Source organism: Formosa undariae, from assembly GCF_042427615.1.
Lineage (GTDB): Bacteria > Bacteroidota > Bacteroidia > Flavobacteriales > Flavobacteriaceae > Formosa > Formosa undariae.
The window spans coordinates 293,193-313,565 of record NZ_JBHMEZ010000003.1 but is presented as its reverse complement, the minus strand read 5'-3'; the positions used below and the strand labels follow the sequence as shown (position 1 = coordinate 313,565).

The 20,373-nt window shown below is 33.5% G+C and carries 17 protein-coding genes and 1 other RNA gene; 8 read left to right on the top strand and 10 right to left on the bottom strand.

The window, feature by feature from the left end; genetic code table 11:
* Positions 1 to 103 precede the first annotated feature (103 nt).
* Positions 104 to 946: a hypothetical protein gene (locus ACFFVB_RS04810; RefSeq protein WP_382381579.1), complete on the top strand. Its 843-nt coding sequence runs from the start codon at positions 104 to 106 to the stop codon at positions 944 to 946.
* Positions 947 to 1,069: 123 nt separating this feature from the next.
* Here ACFFVB_RS04810 and ACFFVB_RS04805 read toward each other — a convergent pair whose 3' ends face one another.
* The 4 genes from ACFFVB_RS04805 to ACFFVB_RS04790 form a co-directional block, all read right to left on the bottom strand.
* Complete coding sequence (locus tag ACFFVB_RS04805; RefSeq protein ID WP_382381578.1) at positions 1,070 to 2,503, bottom strand: hypothetical protein; 1,434 nt, start codon at positions 2,501 to 2,503, stop codon at positions 1,070 to 1,072.
* A 1-nt stretch (position 2,504) separates the two neighbouring features.
* Positions 2,505 to 3,176 (bottom strand): phosphoglycolate phosphatase, encoded by a 672-nt coding sequence (locus tag ACFFVB_RS04800; RefSeq protein ID WP_382381577.1) that lies wholly within the window; start codon positions 3,174 to 3,176, stop codon positions 2,505 to 2,507.
* A gap of 247 nt (positions 3,177 to 3,423) precedes the next feature.
* Complete coding sequence (locus tag ACFFVB_RS04795; RefSeq protein WP_382381576.1) at positions 3,424 to 5,898, bottom strand: TonB-dependent receptor; 2,475 nt, start codon at positions 5,896 to 5,898, stop codon at positions 3,424 to 3,426.
* Positions 5,898 to 7,544, bottom strand: coding sequence for a peptidoglycan DD-metalloendopeptidase family protein (locus ACFFVB_RS04790; RefSeq protein ID WP_382381575.1), 1,647 nt, complete (start codon positions 7,542 to 7,544; stop codon positions 5,898 to 5,900). Before ACFFVB_RS04790 ends, ACFFVB_RS04795 begins: the two co-directional genes overlap by 1 nt.
* A gap of 221 nt (positions 7,545 to 7,765) precedes the next feature.
* On the opposite strand from ACFFVB_RS04790, the gene ACFFVB_RS04785 reads away from it, so the two are divergent.
* The 5 genes from ACFFVB_RS04785 to ACFFVB_RS04765 all read left to right on the top strand — a co-directional run bounded on the left by ACFFVB_RS04785 (position 7,766) and on the right by ACFFVB_RS04765 (position 10,493).
* Positions 7,766 to 8,056 carry a coiled-coil domain-containing protein gene (locus tag ACFFVB_RS04785; RefSeq protein ID WP_382381574.1) on the top strand — a complete coding sequence of 97 codons (291 nt, stop codon included), beginning with the start codon at positions 7,766 to 7,768 and terminating at the stop codon, positions 8,054 to 8,056.
* A gap of 20 nt (positions 8,057 to 8,076) precedes the next feature.
* Complete coding sequence (locus tag ACFFVB_RS04780; protein ID WP_382381573.1) at positions 8,077 to 8,370, top strand: cell division protein ZapA; 294 nt, start codon at positions 8,077 to 8,079, stop codon at positions 8,368 to 8,370.
* Positions 8,371 to 8,423: 53 nt separating this feature from the next.
* Positions 8,424 to 8,551: non-coding RNA, 6S RNA (gene ssrS / locus ACFFVB_RS04775), on the top strand.
* A 61-nt stretch (positions 8,552 to 8,612) separates the two neighbouring features.
* Positions 8,613 to 10,187 (top strand): ribonuclease Y, encoded by a 1,575-nt coding sequence (gene rny / locus ACFFVB_RS04770; protein ID WP_382381572.1) that lies wholly within the window; start codon positions 8,613 to 8,615, stop codon positions 10,185 to 10,187.
* Between the two features lie 102 nt (positions 10,188 to 10,289).
* The gene (locus ACFFVB_RS04765; RefSeq protein WP_382381571.1) at positions 10,290 to 10,493 is read left to right on the top strand and encodes a hypothetical protein; all 204 of its coding nucleotides are present in this window, start codon (positions 10,290 to 10,292) and stop codon (positions 10,491 to 10,493) included.
* A 27-nt stretch (positions 10,494 to 10,520) separates the two neighbouring features.
* Here the strand turns inward: ACFFVB_RS04765 and ACFFVB_RS04760 are convergent, their stop codons facing one another.
* From ACFFVB_RS04760 to ACFFVB_RS04745, 4 genes are all read right to left on the bottom strand, one after another.
* Positions 10,521 to 11,486, bottom strand: a complete 966-nt coding sequence (locus ACFFVB_RS04760) for an alpha/beta fold hydrolase (RefSeq protein WP_382381570.1) — start codon at positions 11,484 to 11,486, stop codon at positions 10,521 to 10,523.
* A gap of 49 nt (positions 11,487 to 11,535) precedes the next feature.
* Positions 11,536 to 11,928 (bottom strand): septal ring lytic transglycosylase RlpA family protein, encoded by a 393-nt coding sequence (locus ACFFVB_RS04755; protein WP_382381569.1) that lies wholly within the window; start codon positions 11,926 to 11,928, stop codon positions 11,536 to 11,538.
* A gap of 57 nt (positions 11,929 to 11,985) precedes the next feature.
* A complete protein-coding gene (locus tag ACFFVB_RS04750; RefSeq protein WP_382381568.1) occupies positions 11,986 to 12,510 on the bottom strand; it encodes a DUF4251 domain-containing protein in 525 nt (174 codons plus the stop codon).
* Positions 12,511 to 12,676: 166 nt separating this feature from the next.
* Entirely contained in the window at positions 12,677 to 14,005 is a 1,329-nt protein-coding gene (locus tag ACFFVB_RS04745) for a glycoside hydrolase family 1 protein (RefSeq protein ID WP_382381567.1), read from the bottom strand.
* Between the two features lie 220 nt (positions 14,006 to 14,225).
* Here ACFFVB_RS04745 and ACFFVB_RS04740 point away from each other — a divergent pair, with 220 nt between their 5' ends.
* The gene (locus tag ACFFVB_RS04740) at positions 14,226 to 15,233 is read left to right on the top strand and encodes an LLM class flavin-dependent oxidoreductase (RefSeq protein ID WP_382381566.1); all 1,008 of its coding nucleotides are present in this window, start codon (positions 14,226 to 14,228) and stop codon (positions 15,231 to 15,233) included.
* Positions 15,234 to 15,270: 37 nt separating this feature from the next.
* Here ACFFVB_RS04740 and ACFFVB_RS04735 read toward each other — a convergent pair whose 3' ends face one another.
* Entirely contained in the window at positions 15,271 to 15,996 is a 726-nt protein-coding gene (locus ACFFVB_RS04735; protein ID WP_382381565.1) for a hypothetical protein, read from the bottom strand.
* 85 nt (positions 15,997 to 16,081) lie between these two features.
* A complete protein-coding gene (locus ACFFVB_RS04730; RefSeq protein WP_382381564.1) occupies positions 16,082 to 17,650 on the bottom strand; it encodes a serine hydrolase in 1,569 nt (522 codons plus the stop codon).
* A gap of 455 nt (positions 17,651 to 18,105) precedes the next feature.
* Between ACFFVB_RS04730 and pflB the strand changes: the two genes are divergently transcribed.
* Entirely contained in the window at positions 18,106 to 20,361 is a 2,256-nt protein-coding gene (gene pflB, locus ACFFVB_RS04725) for a formate C-acetyltransferase (RefSeq protein ID WP_382381563.1), read from the top strand.
* Positions 20,362 to 20,373 lie beyond the last annotated feature (12 nt).

Sequence of the window (20,373 nt, the reverse complement as noted above, 5' to 3'; positions counted from 1 at the left end):
GGTTAAATATAACACTAATATCTAGGTAATGTATGCATTCAAATTTTAGGCAATTGTAATAGTATTATTCTGACATATTTAATCTTTAATGTATGTTTGCCATATGAGATACTTAGAGAAATTTTCACCTATTCATTTTATAGTATGCACTTTTGTTCTATGCTTAGGCTGCAGTTCTGATGATTCTAATACGGATACTGACGTTGAAGAAGCTATGGCAGAAAAGATAGCCATTACAAGTTTTGATATGCTATCGAAAGACCATACATTTTCTGTTTTAAAGTCAGATGTCTTTTCTGTAGATTCTTTGGTTGTGTGTCTTTTTCCAGCGCCTGTAGATTATGCTAATATTAATCCGATAGTTGAATTTGAGGGGACAAGTATTTCGTATAGAATAAATAATGAAGAGTTTATTACCTACTCAGAGAGTGCAGTAGATAATATTGATTTTAGTTACCCAAATATTGTAGATTTTAAGATCTCAAATTCGGACGAATCAGAATCGAAAGTGTATAGAGTAATTGTAGATACAGATCATCCGGTTATGTTTAACAATCCTGAAATTACAATTTCAGATGCTCCAGTGAATACCAATTATAATGGTTTAAACATAGATACATGGACTAATGTTGGGAATTATCCGATTAGACTTACGTTTAGAACTACAGAATATGTCGATGTTATTACTCCAAAAACAGGGATAAATAATGTTTTTAGTACTACACTAACAACAGAGTCTGATATTATAAAACCGAATGAAGAGGGGCAGGTAAATGTCTTTATTTCAAATGCTACAATCCCTGGAGCATACTCGTCTACAGCGTTATTTAACCTGAATTTTAATGAAAATTTAGGTTATATTGTTTACGATGATACTACTAATATATATGTAAAAGATATTGGGTATGCAAAATCAGAATTGAAGCTGAAAGTAAATATGATATAATATGTTCTAAAAGTAACAACCTCTATAATGACAAGTGGACAAGTGGTTGTTACTTCTAGACTTTTTTATTTGAATTTAGTAGATTTCAATATGAATTAGATTCATCAAAATAATATAGGGGTATTAATCTTTATCAATAACTAACCTAGATAACGCTTCAGGATAACCACGCTCAATAGCTAGTTCGCTAGCCAAAACATCAATATCTGTTTTTAAAATACTATCTAATATTGTATTTGTATTTAACGCTGTTAGAATGGCAGGAATAATTTCCTCTTCTTGCATTTTAGTTATAATCTGATTCGCTACTGTTAAGGCCGAAGACGCTTTAACAATTTCACTTCTCGCATAAGATTTACACGGAAAACTAACTTCACCAACTCTTAAACTTGGATCATTTCCAGGAATTTGTTGTGCTCCGAATAATGGAGGGCCACCAACTTGAGCAGATTGGAATGAAGGGATAAACTTAACAACAGAATCAATAGCGTTTTCTGTTCTGCTTTTAATTTCATCAGTCTCCCAGCCAGAATTTAATTTCTGAGTAATGCCTTCATTAAATTCGGGTTGTGAAATATTATCTTTTGATTGTACTAGTCCGTGTTCAAATAAGGTAATATCGTTAGTCATACCATGAATTTGATAATAATCATCGCAATAGGGTGTAAGTTGAATCATTCCATGAGGAGTCCCGCGTTCTCCATGAAAAATAAGTTCGGGAATTAAACCTGGAATCGGCACCCATTTCGATACATAAGCGGCTTTAAATTCAATTAAGCGCTCTGAATTTAAATGTAAAGATTCATCGAATGTCCCTGTTTTAAATCCGCAAGAATTCACCAAGTATTTTACTTTATATAGCTTATCTGCTGTGTGAATTTCCCAGTTGTATCCTACGTTTTTCTGACTAACATCTTTAATAAATGTGACATTCGTATTGGTTTTTAGGGTGCATTTTTCTGTTTTAGATAATGCCAATTGTGCCTGAGCTCCCAATCTAAATAAATTCCATCCAAATTCTTGAACTAGAATTACTGGTGTTTTTAATTTGTTATAATCAATTAAATGAATGGTATTAATCATCCATTCATCAGCAGATTTTGGACGTTCTATTGCTGGATGATCGGCTAAGGCTTTTAAATCTTCCTTAGCGTATATTTTATAGTAATTTTTAGGTGCTCCAAGTATCGCATTAGATGGATCTTCTGCAATCAATTCGGTATAATATGCAACCAACATTTCGAGACGGTGTTCTATATTATCTAAGCTGTATTTTTCCGATTTAGGAACACTAATAAATGTTGGTCTTTCGTCTATAGATTGTGGGAATAATTTCGCCATCTCTATAGATTGTTTCATAAGTATCTTACATTGCGCTTCCGAAATATCTGGATATAGATTTCCTCCAGCATGTAAATGACAAAAAGGAGGTCCGTTTACAACGCTATTTTCTTGTTCGAATAAAATGGAATCTATACCATTTTCAGCCAATTGTAAAGCTGTCACAACTCCTGAAACACCACCACCTATGATACCCACATTGTAAATTTCGCTCATATTAAAAAAGCTTTTGAAGTTCCGAAAAATGGTCTACAACTTGCGTTGGGTTGTAATCTGCTATATTCTCGTTATAATTATAACCATAGCTCACACCAATACTATGCATGTCCGCATTTTGAGCAGCAAGGATATCGTTTTTAGAATCGCCTACCATCACAGATTTCTCTATAGTAGCACCTAGTTTTTCTGCCAAATGGAATAGAGGCGTAGCGTCTGGTTTTTTCTTAGACAATGAATCTTCTCCAACCCAAAGTAAAAAGAAGTGTTTAATCTCTAATTTATCTAAAATGGGCTCAATAAAACTAAACGGTTTATTCGTGCAAATGGCCATTTTATAACCTTTTTCCTTTAAATCGATTAGAGTGTCATGTACACCAGGATACATAAAAGTATCTTGACAAGTCACTGCTTTATACGCTTCAAAATAGATTTTAAAGGCCTCTTCTAAAAAGTCTTCAGAAACATTTTTATCCGGCATAGCACATTCCAAAGCTCTTTTAACAAGTGGTTTTGCTCCATTTCCAATAAATGGAGTAACCTGTGCTACTGTTAAAGTAGTTGCCTTGTAATGTGACAACATTTTATTAACTGCTAATGTAAGGTCTGGAATACTATTGATAAGAGTCCCATCAAAATCGAATATGATAAGTTCTTTGTCTTTAAAATTCATGATGCTAATTTTAAGGCAAAGATGCGGAAGTTTTCATACAATAGTAAGTGTTTAACATACTTTTGAATGCAATAAATGGTTCACAATCTATTTTTCAATTAATGACAATAAATTGACACACTAGTAGTGATAAATGTTAGAATCGATGCCGTTTTTTTATGACTCTCTAATTTTATAACTATAAATTAAGAGCGGCCACCAACTATTTTATTACATATACAAAGTATGTATTCAATTTAACTGAATATTAAAACGTCATAGTCGTTCTCAAGTTAAAAACTCTTGGAGTTAAATAATTCGGAATGGCATATTGGCGTTTGCTATACACATCGCGTACCCAAGTATTTGTAATCGAATTTTGTGCGTCAAATACATTGAAAATCTCGAATCCTACAGATAGATATTTAAACGGTTTTTTCCAACCTTTATCAAATGCTTTATTCTCATCGACAATAACATATTGTAATCCTAAATCGGCACGTTTATAATCGGGTAGTCTGCTTTGGTACACATAAGGATCGGCATAACTTGGAGAACCTCCTGGTAAGCCTGTATTGTATACGAGGTTTAAATACATTTTCATTTCAGGCATCTTAGGAACGTAATCTTGGAATAACGCTCCAAATTTTAAACGCTGGTCTGTGGGTCTAGCGATATAACCACGATTATCTATATTTTCTTCAGTTTTTAAATATCCGAAACTAAACCACGATTCTGTTCCTGGTACAAATTCTCCATTAATGCGTAAGTCTAATCCGTAAGCATAAGCTTCTGCATTATTATCTGCTTGGTAACGAATACGTACATTTTCTAAAGTATACGGGTTTACATCAGTCATTTTTTTATAATACGCTTCCGTAGTTAATTTAAAAGGACGTTCCCAAATTTCAAAACTATAATCGTTTCCTGCTACAAAATGAATGGATTTTTGTGCTTTTACATTAGGATTTACAGTTCCTGTAGAATCTCTTAATTCTCTATAGAATGGTGGTTGATAATACAATCCTCCAGATACTCTAAATAACATATCGCGTTTCCAATTGGGCTTTATCGCTAATTGTCCACGCGGACTAAACACAGTTTGAGACGTTTTGTCGATGTCCTCGCCACTCACAGTCCACGAATGAGATCGTACTCCTGCATTTGCCCATACTTCATGTGCTCCGATTTCAAAACGACGACTCCATTGTACATACGCTTGAAGTCGATTTATAGTCGTGTTATTTGTTGCTCTCACATTCTGAAATGCAACTAAAGGCCCTTCGTAAGATTCGTAAGGCTGATTGTTTGGATTTCTAAATTTAGGTGGATTGATAGAAAATCCAGCTGAATCTATAATTTCCCATTCTACCAATCGGTCTCTAATATCTTCATTTGTCAATTTTACAGACCACTCAAAATCATTTCCATTAGTACTATAACTTCCTTTGTGTTCTATAGTTGAAATTAATGCGTCTAAATCGTTACGTCCGTGGTTTAATTGTCCGCCAATACCTTCGCTGTATTCCACTTCCCCTAAATCTTCGTCACCAATATTACTGTTGACTTCTCCTAAACGATATTGTGCTAAAATGTCGAAATATTCTTCCTCAGTGGTGTGATAAGACGATCCGATCAAGTGTAATTTAAAGGTGTCGCTAACGTTGTAAGTAGCTTGCAAAGCACCAAAAAGTGTTTGGTAGGCATCTTTTTCTTGTCCGTCGTAAAAAACTAATAAGGCCTGGGGATTGTTTATCGTTCCAAAATTAGTCTGACGGGTTTCTGGCTCGTAATTGTATTTGTTTATGGACGCATTTCCTAGAAAATTCATGCTGAATTTATCCGTAAATTGATACGTGAAATACGTTTGTATATCTGCAAATTTAGGATCGTAATTGGTTTGGGTTTCTTTAGCGTCTACCAACAAGCTGTTATCTCGGTAACGCATACCAACTAAAGCTGTTAATTTTGAATCTTTACTAACACCTTCAACAGTTAAGCTTCCTCCAAGTAAACTAAGGTCTGTATTTATTGCGAAATCGACAGGTTTTCTATAGGTTATATCCAAAACCGACGATAATTTATCACCATACTTTGCTTGAAATCCACCTGCTGAAAAGTCAACATTCTGAGTCATATCGGCATTCACAAAACTCAATCCTTCTTGTTGTCCGGAACGGACTAAAAAGGGTCTGTAAACTTCAATACCATTTACGTAGACTAAATTCTCGTCGTAATTTCCACCGCGAACAGAATATTGAGTACTTAATTCATTATTGCTACTAACACCTGGAAGTGTTTTTAATAGATTTTCGATACCTGGGTTTGCGCCCGGTATTTTACGAATTACCGCGGGATTTAAGTTTACAATACCTTGCACATCTTTACGTGTTGTTCCTGATAAAACAACAGTTTCAATTTGCTCGACATTCGGATTCATTACCGGATTAAATTCAAAAAACTCTCCGTTTTTTAAATTAAAACTAGCTGTAATCGATTTAAATGATACATGTGAGTAGGTGATGGTAACGTTTTTACTATCAGGTATTTTAATAGCGTAAAATCCGTTTTCATTAGATTGTGTTCCAATAGTATTTGCGGTAATATTTACATTAGGAATGGGGTGATTTAATTCGTCTAAAATAACACCTTGTACAGTTCCATTTTGAGCTATGGAAAACAAGGGAATTAAAAAATATAATACGTTTAGAAGTAAACGATTGTAGTTGTGAGTTGCGTTCATTATTTTCTGTGAAACCTAGCTTCAAAAGTAGAACTATTTCCTACATTATCGGTTACTATTAGTTTAAAATCGTTGTGTGGCTCTGTGCTTATTTGGTCGTTAAAATCGTAAGTTAATGAATTCGTTTTATACTCGTATTCCATTAAAATCCATTTCCCATTAATTGTCGCTCTATAATCCGAAATGCCCGACAGATCATCTGTAATTTTAACGTTTAAAGTCTCGGCGTTACTTATCCATTGTTCGTCTTTAAAATTAAGTGCTGTAATTGTAGGAGGAATGGTGTCTGATGCAATCGTGTAATAGCCTAGACTTTTAGTATATGTACTTAAGGTATTTGCAGTTCTTGTTGTAGTAGAATATTTTGGCCATTTTTTATAACCTACTAATTCTGCAATAAATAATTTCTCTTTGTCGGCATCGTTATATTTAGAAATATCGAAAGTAATATTGAAGCTTTTTCTTGCAGCTTGACCAATAGGAAGTATTTGTAACGTATCGTTCGAGATTTTAAAATCGATAAAGAAATCCTCGTAAAATGTGTTTTTATAAAAGGTTACGGTCACATTTTCTTCGGCTATAGTCGATGTCTGATTTTCATATATATAATTAGGAGTAACGTCTAACGACTTCTTTAATATATCCTGACTTAGTTTTCCATCTATAGGAATGGTTACCCAGCTTTCGTTATCACGAAAATCGCTAACTTTTATTTTATAAACGGCCGAAGTACTGTCCGTAATTGTTAAGTAGCCTTGATCGATAGTATTCTTATATAAACTTAATCCGTTGTTGGTATCTATAAATAATTTCTGAATTTTATCTTTTTCAGTTTTATAAATATCATAGTCAATTAAGCGATTAATGTCGTTGGTTTCGTAAAATGAGAATGTTTTAAAATCGATTTCAAAATTAGTACTACCATTAAATTGAGTTTGTATGTTGTACACACCATTCTTATTATTCGCTAAATCTTGTCGATCTATGGTTTCAATTCCAAAGCCTATTTTACCTACAGCCGTAATAGATTCGGCAATATAATTTCCATCTGCTTGCTTTGTAATTCTAATAGGTTGTTTACTATTCGATTTGTTAATCTGCGCATCTTCACTAATAGGGTATGCGTATAAACCACTAATTAAAGGTCTGGTGGTATCTTTTGTATTAATACCAAATAACATCGGATTCATAGGATATTCATTTTTATCGCGAATTTCAAAATGCAAATGTGGTCCTGCAGAACTTCCGGTATTACCGCTATACGCAACAAGTTCTCCTTTTTTAAGGACTAAAGCTTTAATAGGAGGAAACAACTCAATGCCGTAAGATTCCTGATCGTATTGTTGTTCTTTTAAATAACTTTCAATTTTTGGAGCGAGTTTCGATAGGTGTGCATAAACAGTCGTATATCCATTAGGATGTGTAATATAAAGGGCCTTACCGTAACCAAAAGGTGAGATTTTAATACGACTAACAAAACCTTCGGCAGAAGCTAAAACGTTTAAACCTTGGCGATGTTGTGTTTTTATATCCATTCCCGAATGAAAATGATTAGACCGTAACTCTGCAAAAGTTCCTGCTAAAACAATTGGAATTTCCAACGGATTCGCAAAATAATCTTGAGGATAAGGATTTTGTGAATACATTACAACCGGAAGAAAAAGAAATAAGAATAAGGGGATACGCATATATAAAAATTGAGGCACTAAAGTAATTATTTGATGCCAATATGCAAAGTATAAATTCACATTAGGCTCACATCATATTGAAAATGAGAGATAACAAAGTATTTTTAATTTTATATGCAAAACAATTGTTATTTTTCCCAAGGTATGTTAACTTTGTGAGATAAGTATGGTAATTGCAAATGAGTAATATTGAAGAAATTGTAGATGCTCTAGAAGATAAAATTAGCAAGATGCTACGCAAAGTTAATGCGTTACAGCAAACGAATGCTAAGTTACAAGAGGATTTAATACAATCTCAGAACAACCTTCAGTTGAAACAGCGTGATAATGAAGCTTGGGAGGAAAAATATGAAGCACTCAAAATTGCAAAAAGTATGCTTGGCAGTGACGATAACACAAAAGAAACTAAGCTTAAAATAAATTCATTAGTAAGAGAGATAGATTATTGTATTTCACAACTCTCCGAATAATGTAATCATACATTGATTTTATGTCAGAGATGCTGAAAATTAAACTTTCTATTGCTAACAGAGTGTATCCGTTAACTATTGCTCCAGAGCAGGAAGAGGGATTACGTAAAGCGGCAAAGGAAATTGAGGCAATGATTAAACAATTTGAGCAAAGTTATTCTGTAAGAGATAAACAAGATGTTTTAGCGATGTGTGCTTTACAATTTGCATCTCAAGTAGAACAAAAACAAATAGATAAAGAGTCTGTTAGTGAACATGTCGAGGAAAAGTTAGTCGCTTTAAATCGGTTATTACACGAACAATTAAACTCTTAACGTTCTTTAAAATAAACACAGTTACTGCCTGTATTGGTCATTTTTTTTGATAAACTCAACGTTAATTCTTTAAAGAGGGTGAGTTTAAGTTGTAAAAGCATGCTGCTAGTATTGAATTCGTTCGATATTTGGGCAGATCCTTGATCAGCTTGTTAGCCCTAAACTTGTTTTTAAGGAGTTTATACAAAACTATACAACCGATGCAGGCTTTTTTTATATATAATAATTACTAACCTTAACCCATGGATAACTCAATTATATTGATTGCAGGAGGGGCGCTACTTGGCGTCATCATAGGCTTTATAATAGCCAAAACATTAGAGAAAAGCAATGCCGCTAAAGGTATTTCAAGTGCAAAAGCAGAAGCACTACGAATTATAAAAGAAGCTAATACTGATGGAGAATCCATCAAAAAAGATAAAATTTTACAAGCTAAAGAAAAGTTTATTGAACTTAAATCTGAGCATGAAAAAGTAATCTTAGGACGTGATAAGAAGATGGCCGATGCCGAAAAACGTACTAGAGATAAGGAATCTCAACTATCTAACGAGCTTTCTAAAAACAAAAAACTAAATTCTGAGATCGAAGTTAAAGTTAAAGACTATAACTACAAATTAGATTTTTTAGATAAGAAAGAAGAAGAAATTGAACGTTTACATAAAAGTCAGATAGATCAATTAGAAGTTATTTCTAGTTTATCTGCAGAAGAAGCTAAATCACAATTAGTAGAGTCTTTAAAAGGTGAAGCTAAAAATGATGCTTTAGCATTTATACAAAGTACGATTGAAGAATCTAAACTTACTGCACAACAAGAGGCTAAAAAAATAATTATTAACACCATTCAGCGTATTGGTACAGAAGAAGCAGTAGATAACTGTGTATCTGTATTTAATATTGAAAGTGACGATGTTAAAGGTCGTATTATTGGTCGTGAAGGACGAAATATTCGTGCTATTGAAGCTGCTACAGGTGTAGAGATTATTGTTGATGATACACCAGAAGCAATTATCTTATCATGTTTCGATTCTGTACGTCGTGAGGTTGCTCGTTTATCGTTACATAAATTAGTAACAGATGGACGTATTCACCCAGCACGTATCGAGGAGATTGTTAAGAAAACAAGAAAACAAATTGAACAAGAAATTATTGAAGTTGGTAAACGTACAGTAATCGATCTTGGAATACACAACCTGCACCCCGAGCTTATTAAAATGGTAGGACGTATGAAATACCGTTCGTCTTACGGTCAGAACCTACTACAGCACTCGCGTGAAGTTGCGAAGCTTTGTGGGATTATGGCTGCAGAATTAGGATTGAATCCGAAATTAGCAAAACGTGCTGGATTACTGCACGATATAGGTAAAGTGCCAGATGCGGAAGCAGATATGGAAACACCTCACGCTATTTTAGGTATGCAATGGGCTGAGAAATTTGGAGAGAAAGATGATGTTATCAATGCTATTGGGGCTCACCACGACGAAATCGAAATGAAATCGTTATTAGCACCAATCATTCAAGTATGTGATGCTATTTCAGGAGCAAGACCAGGAGCTAGACGTCAAGTTTTAGATAGTTATATCCAACGTTTAAAAGACTTAGAAGATATCGCTTTCGGTTTCCCAGGAGTGAAGAAAGCTTACGCTATTCAAGCCGGTAGAGAATTACGTGTTATTGTTGAAAGTGAAAAAGTAACCGATCAAAATGCATCGGATTTATCATTCAACATTTCTCAAAAAATTCAAACGGATATGACATATCCAGGTCAAGTAAAAGTGACTGTAATCAGAGAAACAAGAGCTGTAAATATTGCGAAGTAGTATTTAAAGTTATCAAAGTATAGATTATAAAAAATCCAGCTATTTAGCTGGATTTTTTTTGTTCAAATTTAAATATGTATTGAAGGACGTATAAAAGTAATTGTGAGCGATTGCTTGTCTTTATATAGGGATGAAGAAGGGCGATGGAAAGACCGCCAAACGGTTTTAGCTTCATTTAAAGTCTACTTGAAAGCTTTTCCTTTTATGCGCCTTAAAATGGGTGTAGTGCATTTTTTTATTTATAAAGGCATAAAAAAAACACATCAAAATTCTGTATTAGAAAATTTTAATGTGTTTTTAAGTTAACCGATATCGATTCTTAGTCTGTTCTATCTATGATTTTAAGAAGGTTATTAGCGGTGTAATAAAACGTTCAAAACTTTCGATATGTGGTAAGTGACCTATATTGTCCAGCTCAACTAATTGTGCATTAGGTATGGTGTTTTTTGTCTGTTTACCTAATTCGTTATATAGTCCCATAGTTTTTCTAACGGCATCTGTAACCAAAGGTTTGCCTAGGGCAGTTCTATCTCGCGTTCCAATAATAAGTAATGTAGGTGCGCTAATTTTACTAAACTCGTAAACAACAGGTTGAGTGAAAATCATGTCCGACGTTAAAGCGGCATTCCAAGCAATTTTTTCATAATCAGAATTTAAGGTCCAACCCGCTAATAAATTTACCCATTGGTCGTATTCGGGTTTCCATTTATTGTCGTAATAACTAACCAATTGATATTTTTTTATACCCTCGTAACTCTTCTTTAATTCATTTTTATAATTTTCTTCAACCGATTGATATGGTGCTTTTAGTTTCCAATCTTCTAATCCGATTGGGTTTTCCAAAATCAATTTTTCAGTAAGCTCAGGATACATTAGTGCAAAACGCGTTGCTACCATACCACCCATAGAGTGTCCCAAAACTGCAGTTTTTGTAATATTTAAAGTATCTAAAACAGCTTTTGTGTTTTGTGCTAATTGTTGAAAGGTGTAGTGAAAATGATCTGGTTTAGACGATTTCCCGAAACCAATTTGGTCTGGGACTATGACTCTAAATCCTGCTTGCGTTAATCTTTCAATAGTCGTTTTCCAATAAGCGCCATTAAAATTTTTACCGTGTAATAACATGATATTTTTGCCATTGTAATTTGATGGTTTTATATCCATGTAAGCCATATTCAAATCTTGATTTTGAATGTGTAGGCTAATACTTTTAACTTCATATGGATATTCGTAATTTGATAATTCTAAATCTAACCACTTTAAATCTTCACCTTGTGCGTGAATGAGATTTTGTGACATTATAAGTATTGTAAATAATAAAATTGTTTTCTTGATCATTATTTTTATATTAATTACTGTTTTTATGAGGAATACTTTTTATAAAATAATCGTCTAGAACTTCGAGTTTCACTTCTGCAAGACCTTGATTTAGTAAGTCTAATTTTTTTGCAGCAGCTTCAGAAACATCTATAATTCTGCTTTTTGTATAGGGGCCACGATCATTTACTCTCACAACTACAGATTCACCGTTAACTAAATTTGTAACGATAACTAAGGTGTCAAATGGAAGTGTGGGATGCGCTGCAGTTAAATGATTTTTGTTGTATTTTTCTCCGCTAGCCGTATTTTCGCCTTCAAAGGTATTGCTGTAGTACGAAGCAGTTCCTGTTGTTTGTGCAATTGTAAACGGACTATATAATGCAATACATATAATACAGATTATTTTGATTATACGTTTCATAAATTAGTGTATACTACAATGGGTTAATATTAATTTTTCACCAAGTTATTGTAAGGATTATTCCTCTTTTTTTTCTGCAATAGGCTTTATGTTTCCTTGGTAAGTAATACTGTTCCGGTTACTACTATAAAGGGTTAAAGAAGCTGATTGTGTGCCATAAATTTGAAGTGTCACCGATAATTTTTCATTTTTATTAGAGGTATCATATTTTATAGTGGCGCTTCGTTTTTTGTCATTATAACTTAGATCATATTCGCTATATGTATTATCAAATGAAATACCGCCATCTCCACCATAATTAGCTATTTGTACTATTCCAAAATAAGGCAATTCTGCTTTCGTTTGTGTACTATCGATGACTAAATAATTTGGATTCCCAATTAAACTTATGCGTCTTCCTTTTTGTGTTGTAGCCCATTCGCCTTCAAAAATAAAATGTTTTTTTTCAACTAGGGTTTTAACCTCTGCATATTCAAGTTCTTGCTTTTCTAACTTAGCCGCTTTTTTTTCTGCTTTCGTTTGTGAAAAGGTTAATTGCATTCCGAAAACTAATGCGATTACCAAAAAGATATGTTTTTTCATGATATTTAATTTAGTAGTATATAACAAATGATGTACCAAGATAAAAAATACGCTTTAAGTTTTTTTATCTAAAGGGCTATAATTAAAGCAATAAGAAATTAAAGATAAGCAATTGTTATTTTACTTAGCAATATAAAAGTCTATTAACATGAAGATTGTTAGTTAATTACCGTTTACTCAAAAAACGTTTTATCCACAATCCCGATTTTTTAATGGTGCGTTTCTGAGTCTTAAAATCTGTATAAATAATTCCAAATCGTGGTTTTGTGCCTTCGGCCCACTCAAAATTGTCGACTAAAGTCCAAATAAAATAGCCTTTAACGGGAATATTTTGTTCAATGGCTTTAAGCGTGTATTTAAAAGTCCTTTTAAAATAACTAATCCTATTTTTATCGTTTACTTTTCCTTCAATTAATTCATCTTCAAAACATACACCAGATTCTGTGATGTAAATATTTTTAATTCCTGGATATGCATTAAATTTCTCTAAAACCTTGTACAATCCTTTGGGATATATTTCCAAATTCATAGCGTTTATGTTAACACCTCTTTTTACGGCAGGAACTTCCGAAGCGAATAGGACTGGAGGGAGCAAGCTAAATTTAGCTACAATTTTAAAGTAATATTGGATGCCGATAAAATCGAAATCAAAAGGCATTAAATCTTCATCTCCGGGTAAGATATATTTTTCAATTCTGTTTAATCCAGGAATGGCATCCATGGGATAGCCAAGACCTAAAGCCGGTTCTATAAAAAAACGATTAACTAAAGCGTCAATACGAACTGCTGCTTTTTTATGGATTACACGTCGGTTAAGTGGAGTAACATGGGAGCATGAGAATGTAGTGCCTATAACGGCATCTTTAACATTTTTTCGAACGATTCTTCCGCCTAAAGATTGACAAAGCGTAACATGGTGTGCTGCTGGTAGGAAATTTTTAAGACCTTTTTTACCGGGAGCATGCATACCTAAAAAATAACCCAGTCCTACAAAGCTCATAGGTTCGTTTAAGATTATCCAGGTTTTTACTTTACTTCCGTATTCTTTAGAACAGAATTCAACATATGTTTCAAACCAATTTAAAATCTCGCGGTTTGTCCATCCGCCTTGATCTTGTAGTGCTTGTGGCAAGTCCCAATGATATAAAGTAACCCAAGGTTCAATATCTAATTCTAAACAGCGATCTATAATATTATGGTAAAACGAAATACCTTCAGGATTTACGTCGCCAACACCAAGAGGAAATATACGAGACCATGATATTGAGAACCGAAAACAATTTAAGTTAAGTGCTTTTACCTTTAAAAGGTCTTCTTTATAGTTATTGTAAAAGTCCGTAGCAGTATTTCCATTTCCTTTTTTAAATGCTTTACGATTTGTAAAAGTATCCCAAATAGAAGGGCCTTTGCCATGTGTATTGTATTCACCTTCATTTTGGTATGAAGAGATTGCCGTGCCCCATTTAAATGATTTTGGAAAATGTTTAGATTTCACGTGATTTAATTATCTAACCAATAATATGATGCATTAATGGGTTCGTTTTAACCGTTAAATTTAAAGGTTACTAGGGGAACCTATACTACTTAAACTTTAAGAATAGATTAAGTTTAACTTAAGTCATCTTCATATAAATCTTCCTAAATTTGCTATATCTAATGAATGGAATTAATTCGTTTAGTAAGAGTCAGATTATCAACCCCATTTTTATAATAGTATGAGTTCTAAAATATTAAGTAATATAAAATTTTCAGTCTTAGATTTAGTCCCTGTTACTCAAGGAAATTCTGCACAACACGCCATGAAAAATGCATTGGATTTGGCGCAACACGTAGAAGCTTTAGATTATACTAGATTTTGGATTTCTGAACACCATAATATGGATAGTTTGGTAAGTTCTGCAACCGTAGTTTTATTAGGTTATGTTGCTCAAGGAACGTCTAAGATTAGAGTGGGTTCTGGTGGGATTATGTTGCCAAATCACGCACCATTGGTTGTAGCAGAGCAATTTGGAACTTTAGCAACTTTATACCCTGATCGAATTGATTTGGGTTTAGGAAGAGCTCCAGGAACAGATCAGCGTACAGCAATGGCATTACGTCGCGAACGTCAAGAAAGTGTTCAGGATTTTCCGAATAATATTCAAGAATTACAAAATTATTTTACAAATGAAGATTTAGGTGAACCTGTAAGAGCGATTCCAGGAGAAGGTTTAGATGTGCCCATTTATTTATTAGGATCCAGTACATTTAGCGCAGATTTAGCGGCTAAGAAAGGATTACCATATGCGTTTGCGAGTCATTTTGCTCCATCGCAATTATTTGATGCGTTACATATTTATAACAATTCGTTTGCACCATCTTCAGCATTACAAAAACCGTATAGTATGGCTTGTGTAAATGTTATTGCAGCAGACACAGATGCCGAAGCGCAGATATTGGCCACCAGTTTATATCAATTAGCGATGGGGATTATTACTAATGTTCGTCGTCCGTTACAACCACCTGTGCAATCTATGAGTGGGATATGGAGAGATGAGCAAAAAGCGATGATTACCAATATGCTACATTATACATTTATAGGATCTAAAGAAACAATTGAAAAAGAAATAACTGCCTTTGCAACCAAAACACAAGTGCAGGAACTTATAGTTGTATCTCATATTTACGATCATGAGGCGCGTAAAAAGTCGTATACCATTTTAAGTGAAATTTTCACCTCTTAAAATCTGTAATAACAAATCTTAAGCGGTGAATGTTATATTAGTCTTCAAAAAAGAAGTCGTGTATTTCAATGATACTTCCGCGATTTATTTGAATTAGATTTTTAGTTTCTTTAAGGAAAATACCTAAAGATTTCTCATTATATATGAATTTCATATCATCTGAATAATCTGTAACGACATACATGTCTCCCGAAAGTTTATAAAAAGGAATCGTTGTTTTGCTTTTTACTTTAACGCCTTTATTTACAATCTTCCCATTTAATAATTGCTCTTGTATAAAATCATTTTTTGTATTACCAGATGCAACTTGTACATAATTGGTCATCATATCCATCCATTTGTTAGAATCGATTAAAAACCATTTTACTTTTTCAAAATCAATTCCATATTCATTAATCCAACCATGACTTGTAAATCCTAAAAGGACTTGTTTCCTTCCATTTAATTTTATGTCATCAGACGGCGTAAATTCTTGAATTTTAAATGTTATAACAGAGGCGCTAGATATGTCTTTTAATTTCTTACCATCAAAATCCATTGTTTTTAGAGAGAAACTATTTAACTCGGGATTATTAGATAATATCCATTGTGTTGCAGTTAATTCTGCACGTTCTTTCATTTGCTCAACGGCTGCGACACCAACACCTATGGCTACTAAAGCACCTACTCCGGCAGCTATAGCAGCTCCGTTGTCTTGAGCTTTTAAGTTTTTAGGAATAAGACAAATTGAAAATAATAAAATAAATAACGTAATATTTTTCATGATATGTTTAGAATATGCCACAATATATTAGATTTAAGTCGAGCTATTGTACGGTTTACCGTAATATCGTTGTTCTATTAAAGTATTATTCTACACGGGTTAATTTGAGATCATGAAAATCGAAGCTAAAATCGATGTTAGGCGAGATGCCTTTCATTTTAATTTGCATGGCTTTTCCATCTTCATTTAAATTAAAGGTTGCAAAGGCGTCGCAAGGCATATCGGTATAGTCCCATTTTATAGCAAAAGTGGTAGCCTTATAAAAAAACATTTGTCCGTTTAATTTAGGTGATCGTTTTGAGGTAAACCATATTTTTTCATCTTTTTCAGAAATTGTAATATCTCCAAACCAAGGGTCGGTATACGTTCCTAAATAATTTTTAATATCAATTTTAGTCTTTTTATTGGCTTTCACGGTATCCCACACTTCTTTCAGAACCTTATCTCCATCTTTTTCTTGAAGCTTACTATATTCTGAAGTTTCAGTAATCCAATCTTTTTTATCGATATCTAAATACATATCTAGTATAGTTTCTGGAATAGAATAGAAAGCATAACCTCCAGGATCCGAATTTGTTAATACCACGATTCCTAAATTTAGTTCTGGGACTAAAATAGTTCGCGATAACATTCCTGGTAATCCTCCAGTGTGTTCTGCGATTATTTTTCCTTTTCTATCCGAAATCTCCCAACCCAATCCATAGGCAGAAAAATGATTTCCAGTTCTCGGATCTGCATCTAATTCAAAACCTGTTATGGTATGTGGTCCCCACATTTCTATTTGCCGTTTTTCTGAAAAAAGTGATTTAGATAAATCTGCTCCATATTTACCTTTATTGAGTTGCATAAGCATCCATTTGCTTAAATCGTGGACACTAGAATTGATACCACCAGCTGCCGCAACAAGTTCTCCACCGTCGTAAGGTTTCACTTCTATAATGTTATTATTGTAAGAACTATGTGGTAAAGCTAAATTTGCCTCTGGAGTTACGCGATTACCAATTGAGACACTGTTTTGCATGCCTAAAGGATTAAATATTTTAGTTTGAACAAAATCAGACCAAGATGTTCCGGTTACTCTAAAAAGGACTTCTCCAGCTACGAGATATAATAAATTGTCGTAATCGTATTTTGTTCTAAATGCAGATGTCGGTGTTTGGTATTGAAAACTTTTAAGCACATCGTCGATTTTAAAATCTCCACCACCAGGGAATATCATTAAGTCTCCGGCACCTAATCCTAGGCCACTTCTATGCGTTAGTAAATCTATGATTGTAAAATTTGAGGTCACATAATCGTCGTACATTTTAAATTCAGGAATGTAATCTACTACGCGATCATTCCAAGATAATTTACCTTCATCTACCAAGATTGCCAAAGCTGCCGAAGTGAATGCTTTCGAATTTGAAGCAATGGCAAAAAGTGTGTTTTCGTCTACTTTTGCTTCGGTAGTAATCGATTTTACACCGTAACCTTCAGAATGAATTACTTTCCCATCTTTTACTACAGCTATAGCTACACCCACATTGCTTTTTAATGCCATAGATACCGCTACTAAAGAATCTATTTGAGAACTTTTTATGTTCTGAGAAGTTCCTGTAAAACTGTATAATATAAGAATAGAAAGACAGGTAATGGCTTTTAAATGTGACATAGTAAATGGTTTCTTGTGGTGCATATTAAATAAAGAAATTAAAAGTATAAAAAATAACGGTCTGTATTCCTTTTTTAGGGAGTCGTGTCTTCATTTTTATTGAATTGTTATGGATTTAAAAAGGAGTAATATCTTGCATTTTTTAGCTAAAATTAGTTGTTTTTTTGGGTGCTATTAGAATTTAAAAAATGTGTGATATATTTTTCAAACGTTTGAAAAACAAACGTTACAAATACTTGTTAAATAGTAGATTATGATATTTTTATTTAAGGACTTGTTTTATTGTTGAAAATTTACAAAACGTCTCTATTTAACAGTTTTTAACACTTCTTTAAAGGGTTTCTTTAAAAGGTTCTTAATTCGTTTTAAACCTGTCATTTGTCATGTTTTAAATCTTGCTTAAAGCTGAACTTTGATATATAGATTTAGAATACATAGATTTAATATATAAAAATATGAAAGTAGCAGAGTTAAAAAATTCAGACCTAAAGACTAAAGGCTTCCAAAGTGGAGATTGGAATACAGCTATTAATGTACGTGATTTTGTGTACAGAAACATAACGCCTTATGAAGGAAATCAAAATTTCTTAATAGGACCAAGTGAACGTACTAAAAAATTATGGGACGTTTGTAAAGATGCCACTAAAATAGAACGCGCAAACAACGGAGTACACTCTGTTGATACTGATATTGTTTCAGGAATTGCAAATTTTGAAGCAGGATATATAGATAAAGAAAACGAAACGATTGTTGGTTTACAAACTAACGGTTTATTAAAAAGAGCTATGAAACCTTTCGGAGGTTATAAAGTAGTTCAGAAAGCATTAGAAGAAATTGGTCTAAAACCAGCAAATCAAGTAGACGAATTATTTTCTAAATATGTAAAAACTCATAATGATGGTGTGTTTGATGCATATAATGCTGAAATTAGAAAATTTAGATCATTAGGATTTTTAACGGGATTACCAGATAATTATGCTCGTGGAAGAATTATTGGTGACTACAGAAGAATTGCTTTATACGGTATTGATACTTTAATTGCCGCTAAAAAACAAGATTTAGCAAACATTAAAGGCCCAATGACAGATGCTGTAATTCGCTTAAGAGAAGAAGTTTCTGAGCAAATTAAAGCGCTTAAAGAAATGATTACCATGGGTAATGCTTATGGTTTAGACCTGAGTCGCCCTGCAGATAATGCTCAAGAAGCTGTACAGTGGACATATATGGCCTATTTAGCTGCAGTAAAAGAACAAGATGGTGCTGCTATGTCTTTAGGTAATGTATCTACGTTCTTAGATATTTTTATCCAAAGAGATTTAGATAATGAAGTTATTGGAGAAATAGAAGCTCAGGAATATATCGATCAATTTGTAATGAAATTACGTATGGTGCGTCACTTAAGAATGTCTGCATACGACGAAATTTTTGCTGGAGATCCAACATGGGTAACAGAAGCTATTGGAGGTATGTTTAAAGACGGACGTACTAAAGTAACCAAAACGGCTTTCCGTTTCTTACATACATTATATAACCTAGGACCATCACCAGAACCAAATATTACAGTTTTATGGTCGCCTTCTTTACCAGAAAACTTTAGAAAATATTGTGCTAAAGTCGCTATTGATACGTCTTCAATTCAGTTTGAAAATGATGATTTAATGCGTACTCTTAGAGGATCAGACGATTATGGAATTGCGTGCTGTGTGTCTTACCAAGAAATCGGAAAACAAATTCAATTCTTTGGGGCTCGTACTAACTTAGCAAAAACATTGCTTTTAGCTGTAAATGCTGGTCGTTGTGAGATCACAGGTAAAAAAATGGTTAAAGGTATTGAAGTAGATAACGATGAGTATTTAGACTTCGATAAAGTAATGGCTAATTTTAAATTAGCAATGAAAGAAGTAGCTCGCGTGTACAACGATTCTATGAATATTATTCACTACATGCACGATAAATACTACTACGAAAAAGGTCAGATGGCTTTAATAGATACTAACCCAGATATTAATATCGCGTACGGTATTGCTGGTTTATCTATCGTAGCAGATTCTTTATCAGCTATTAAATATGCTAAAGTTAAACCGATTAGAAATGAAGAAGGATTAACTGTTAGTTTCGAAATTGAAGGTGAATTCCCTAAATATGGAAACGACGATGATCGTGTAGATATCTTTGCTCATGATGCTGTACAAGACTTTAACAACGAATTAAAAAAGTTAGCAGTCTACAAAAATGCAGAACCAACAATGTCTGTGTTAACCATTACGTCTAACGTAGTTTATGGTAAAAAGACGGGAGCAACTCCAGATGGTCGAGCTAAAGGTGTGCCTTTTGCACCAGGAGCAAATCCAATGCACGGACGTGATACTAATGGCGCTATTGCATCTTTAAATTCTGTTGCTAAAATAGACTATAAAGATTCGCAAGATGGTGTATCAAATACATTCTCTATAGTACCTAAGTCTTTAGGATCTACAGACGAAGAACGTATAGATAACTTAGTAGCCACTTTAACCGGATACTTTGAGCATGGCGCACAACATTTAAATGTAAATGTATTAGATAAAGACACTTTATTAGATGCTATGGAACATCCAGAAAATCACCCGCAATTAACAATTCGCGTGTCTGGTTATGCTGTCAACTTTATAAGATTAACAAGAGAACAACAAATGGAAGTTATTTCACGTTCGTTCCACGAATCTATGTAAACGAAACTCTGT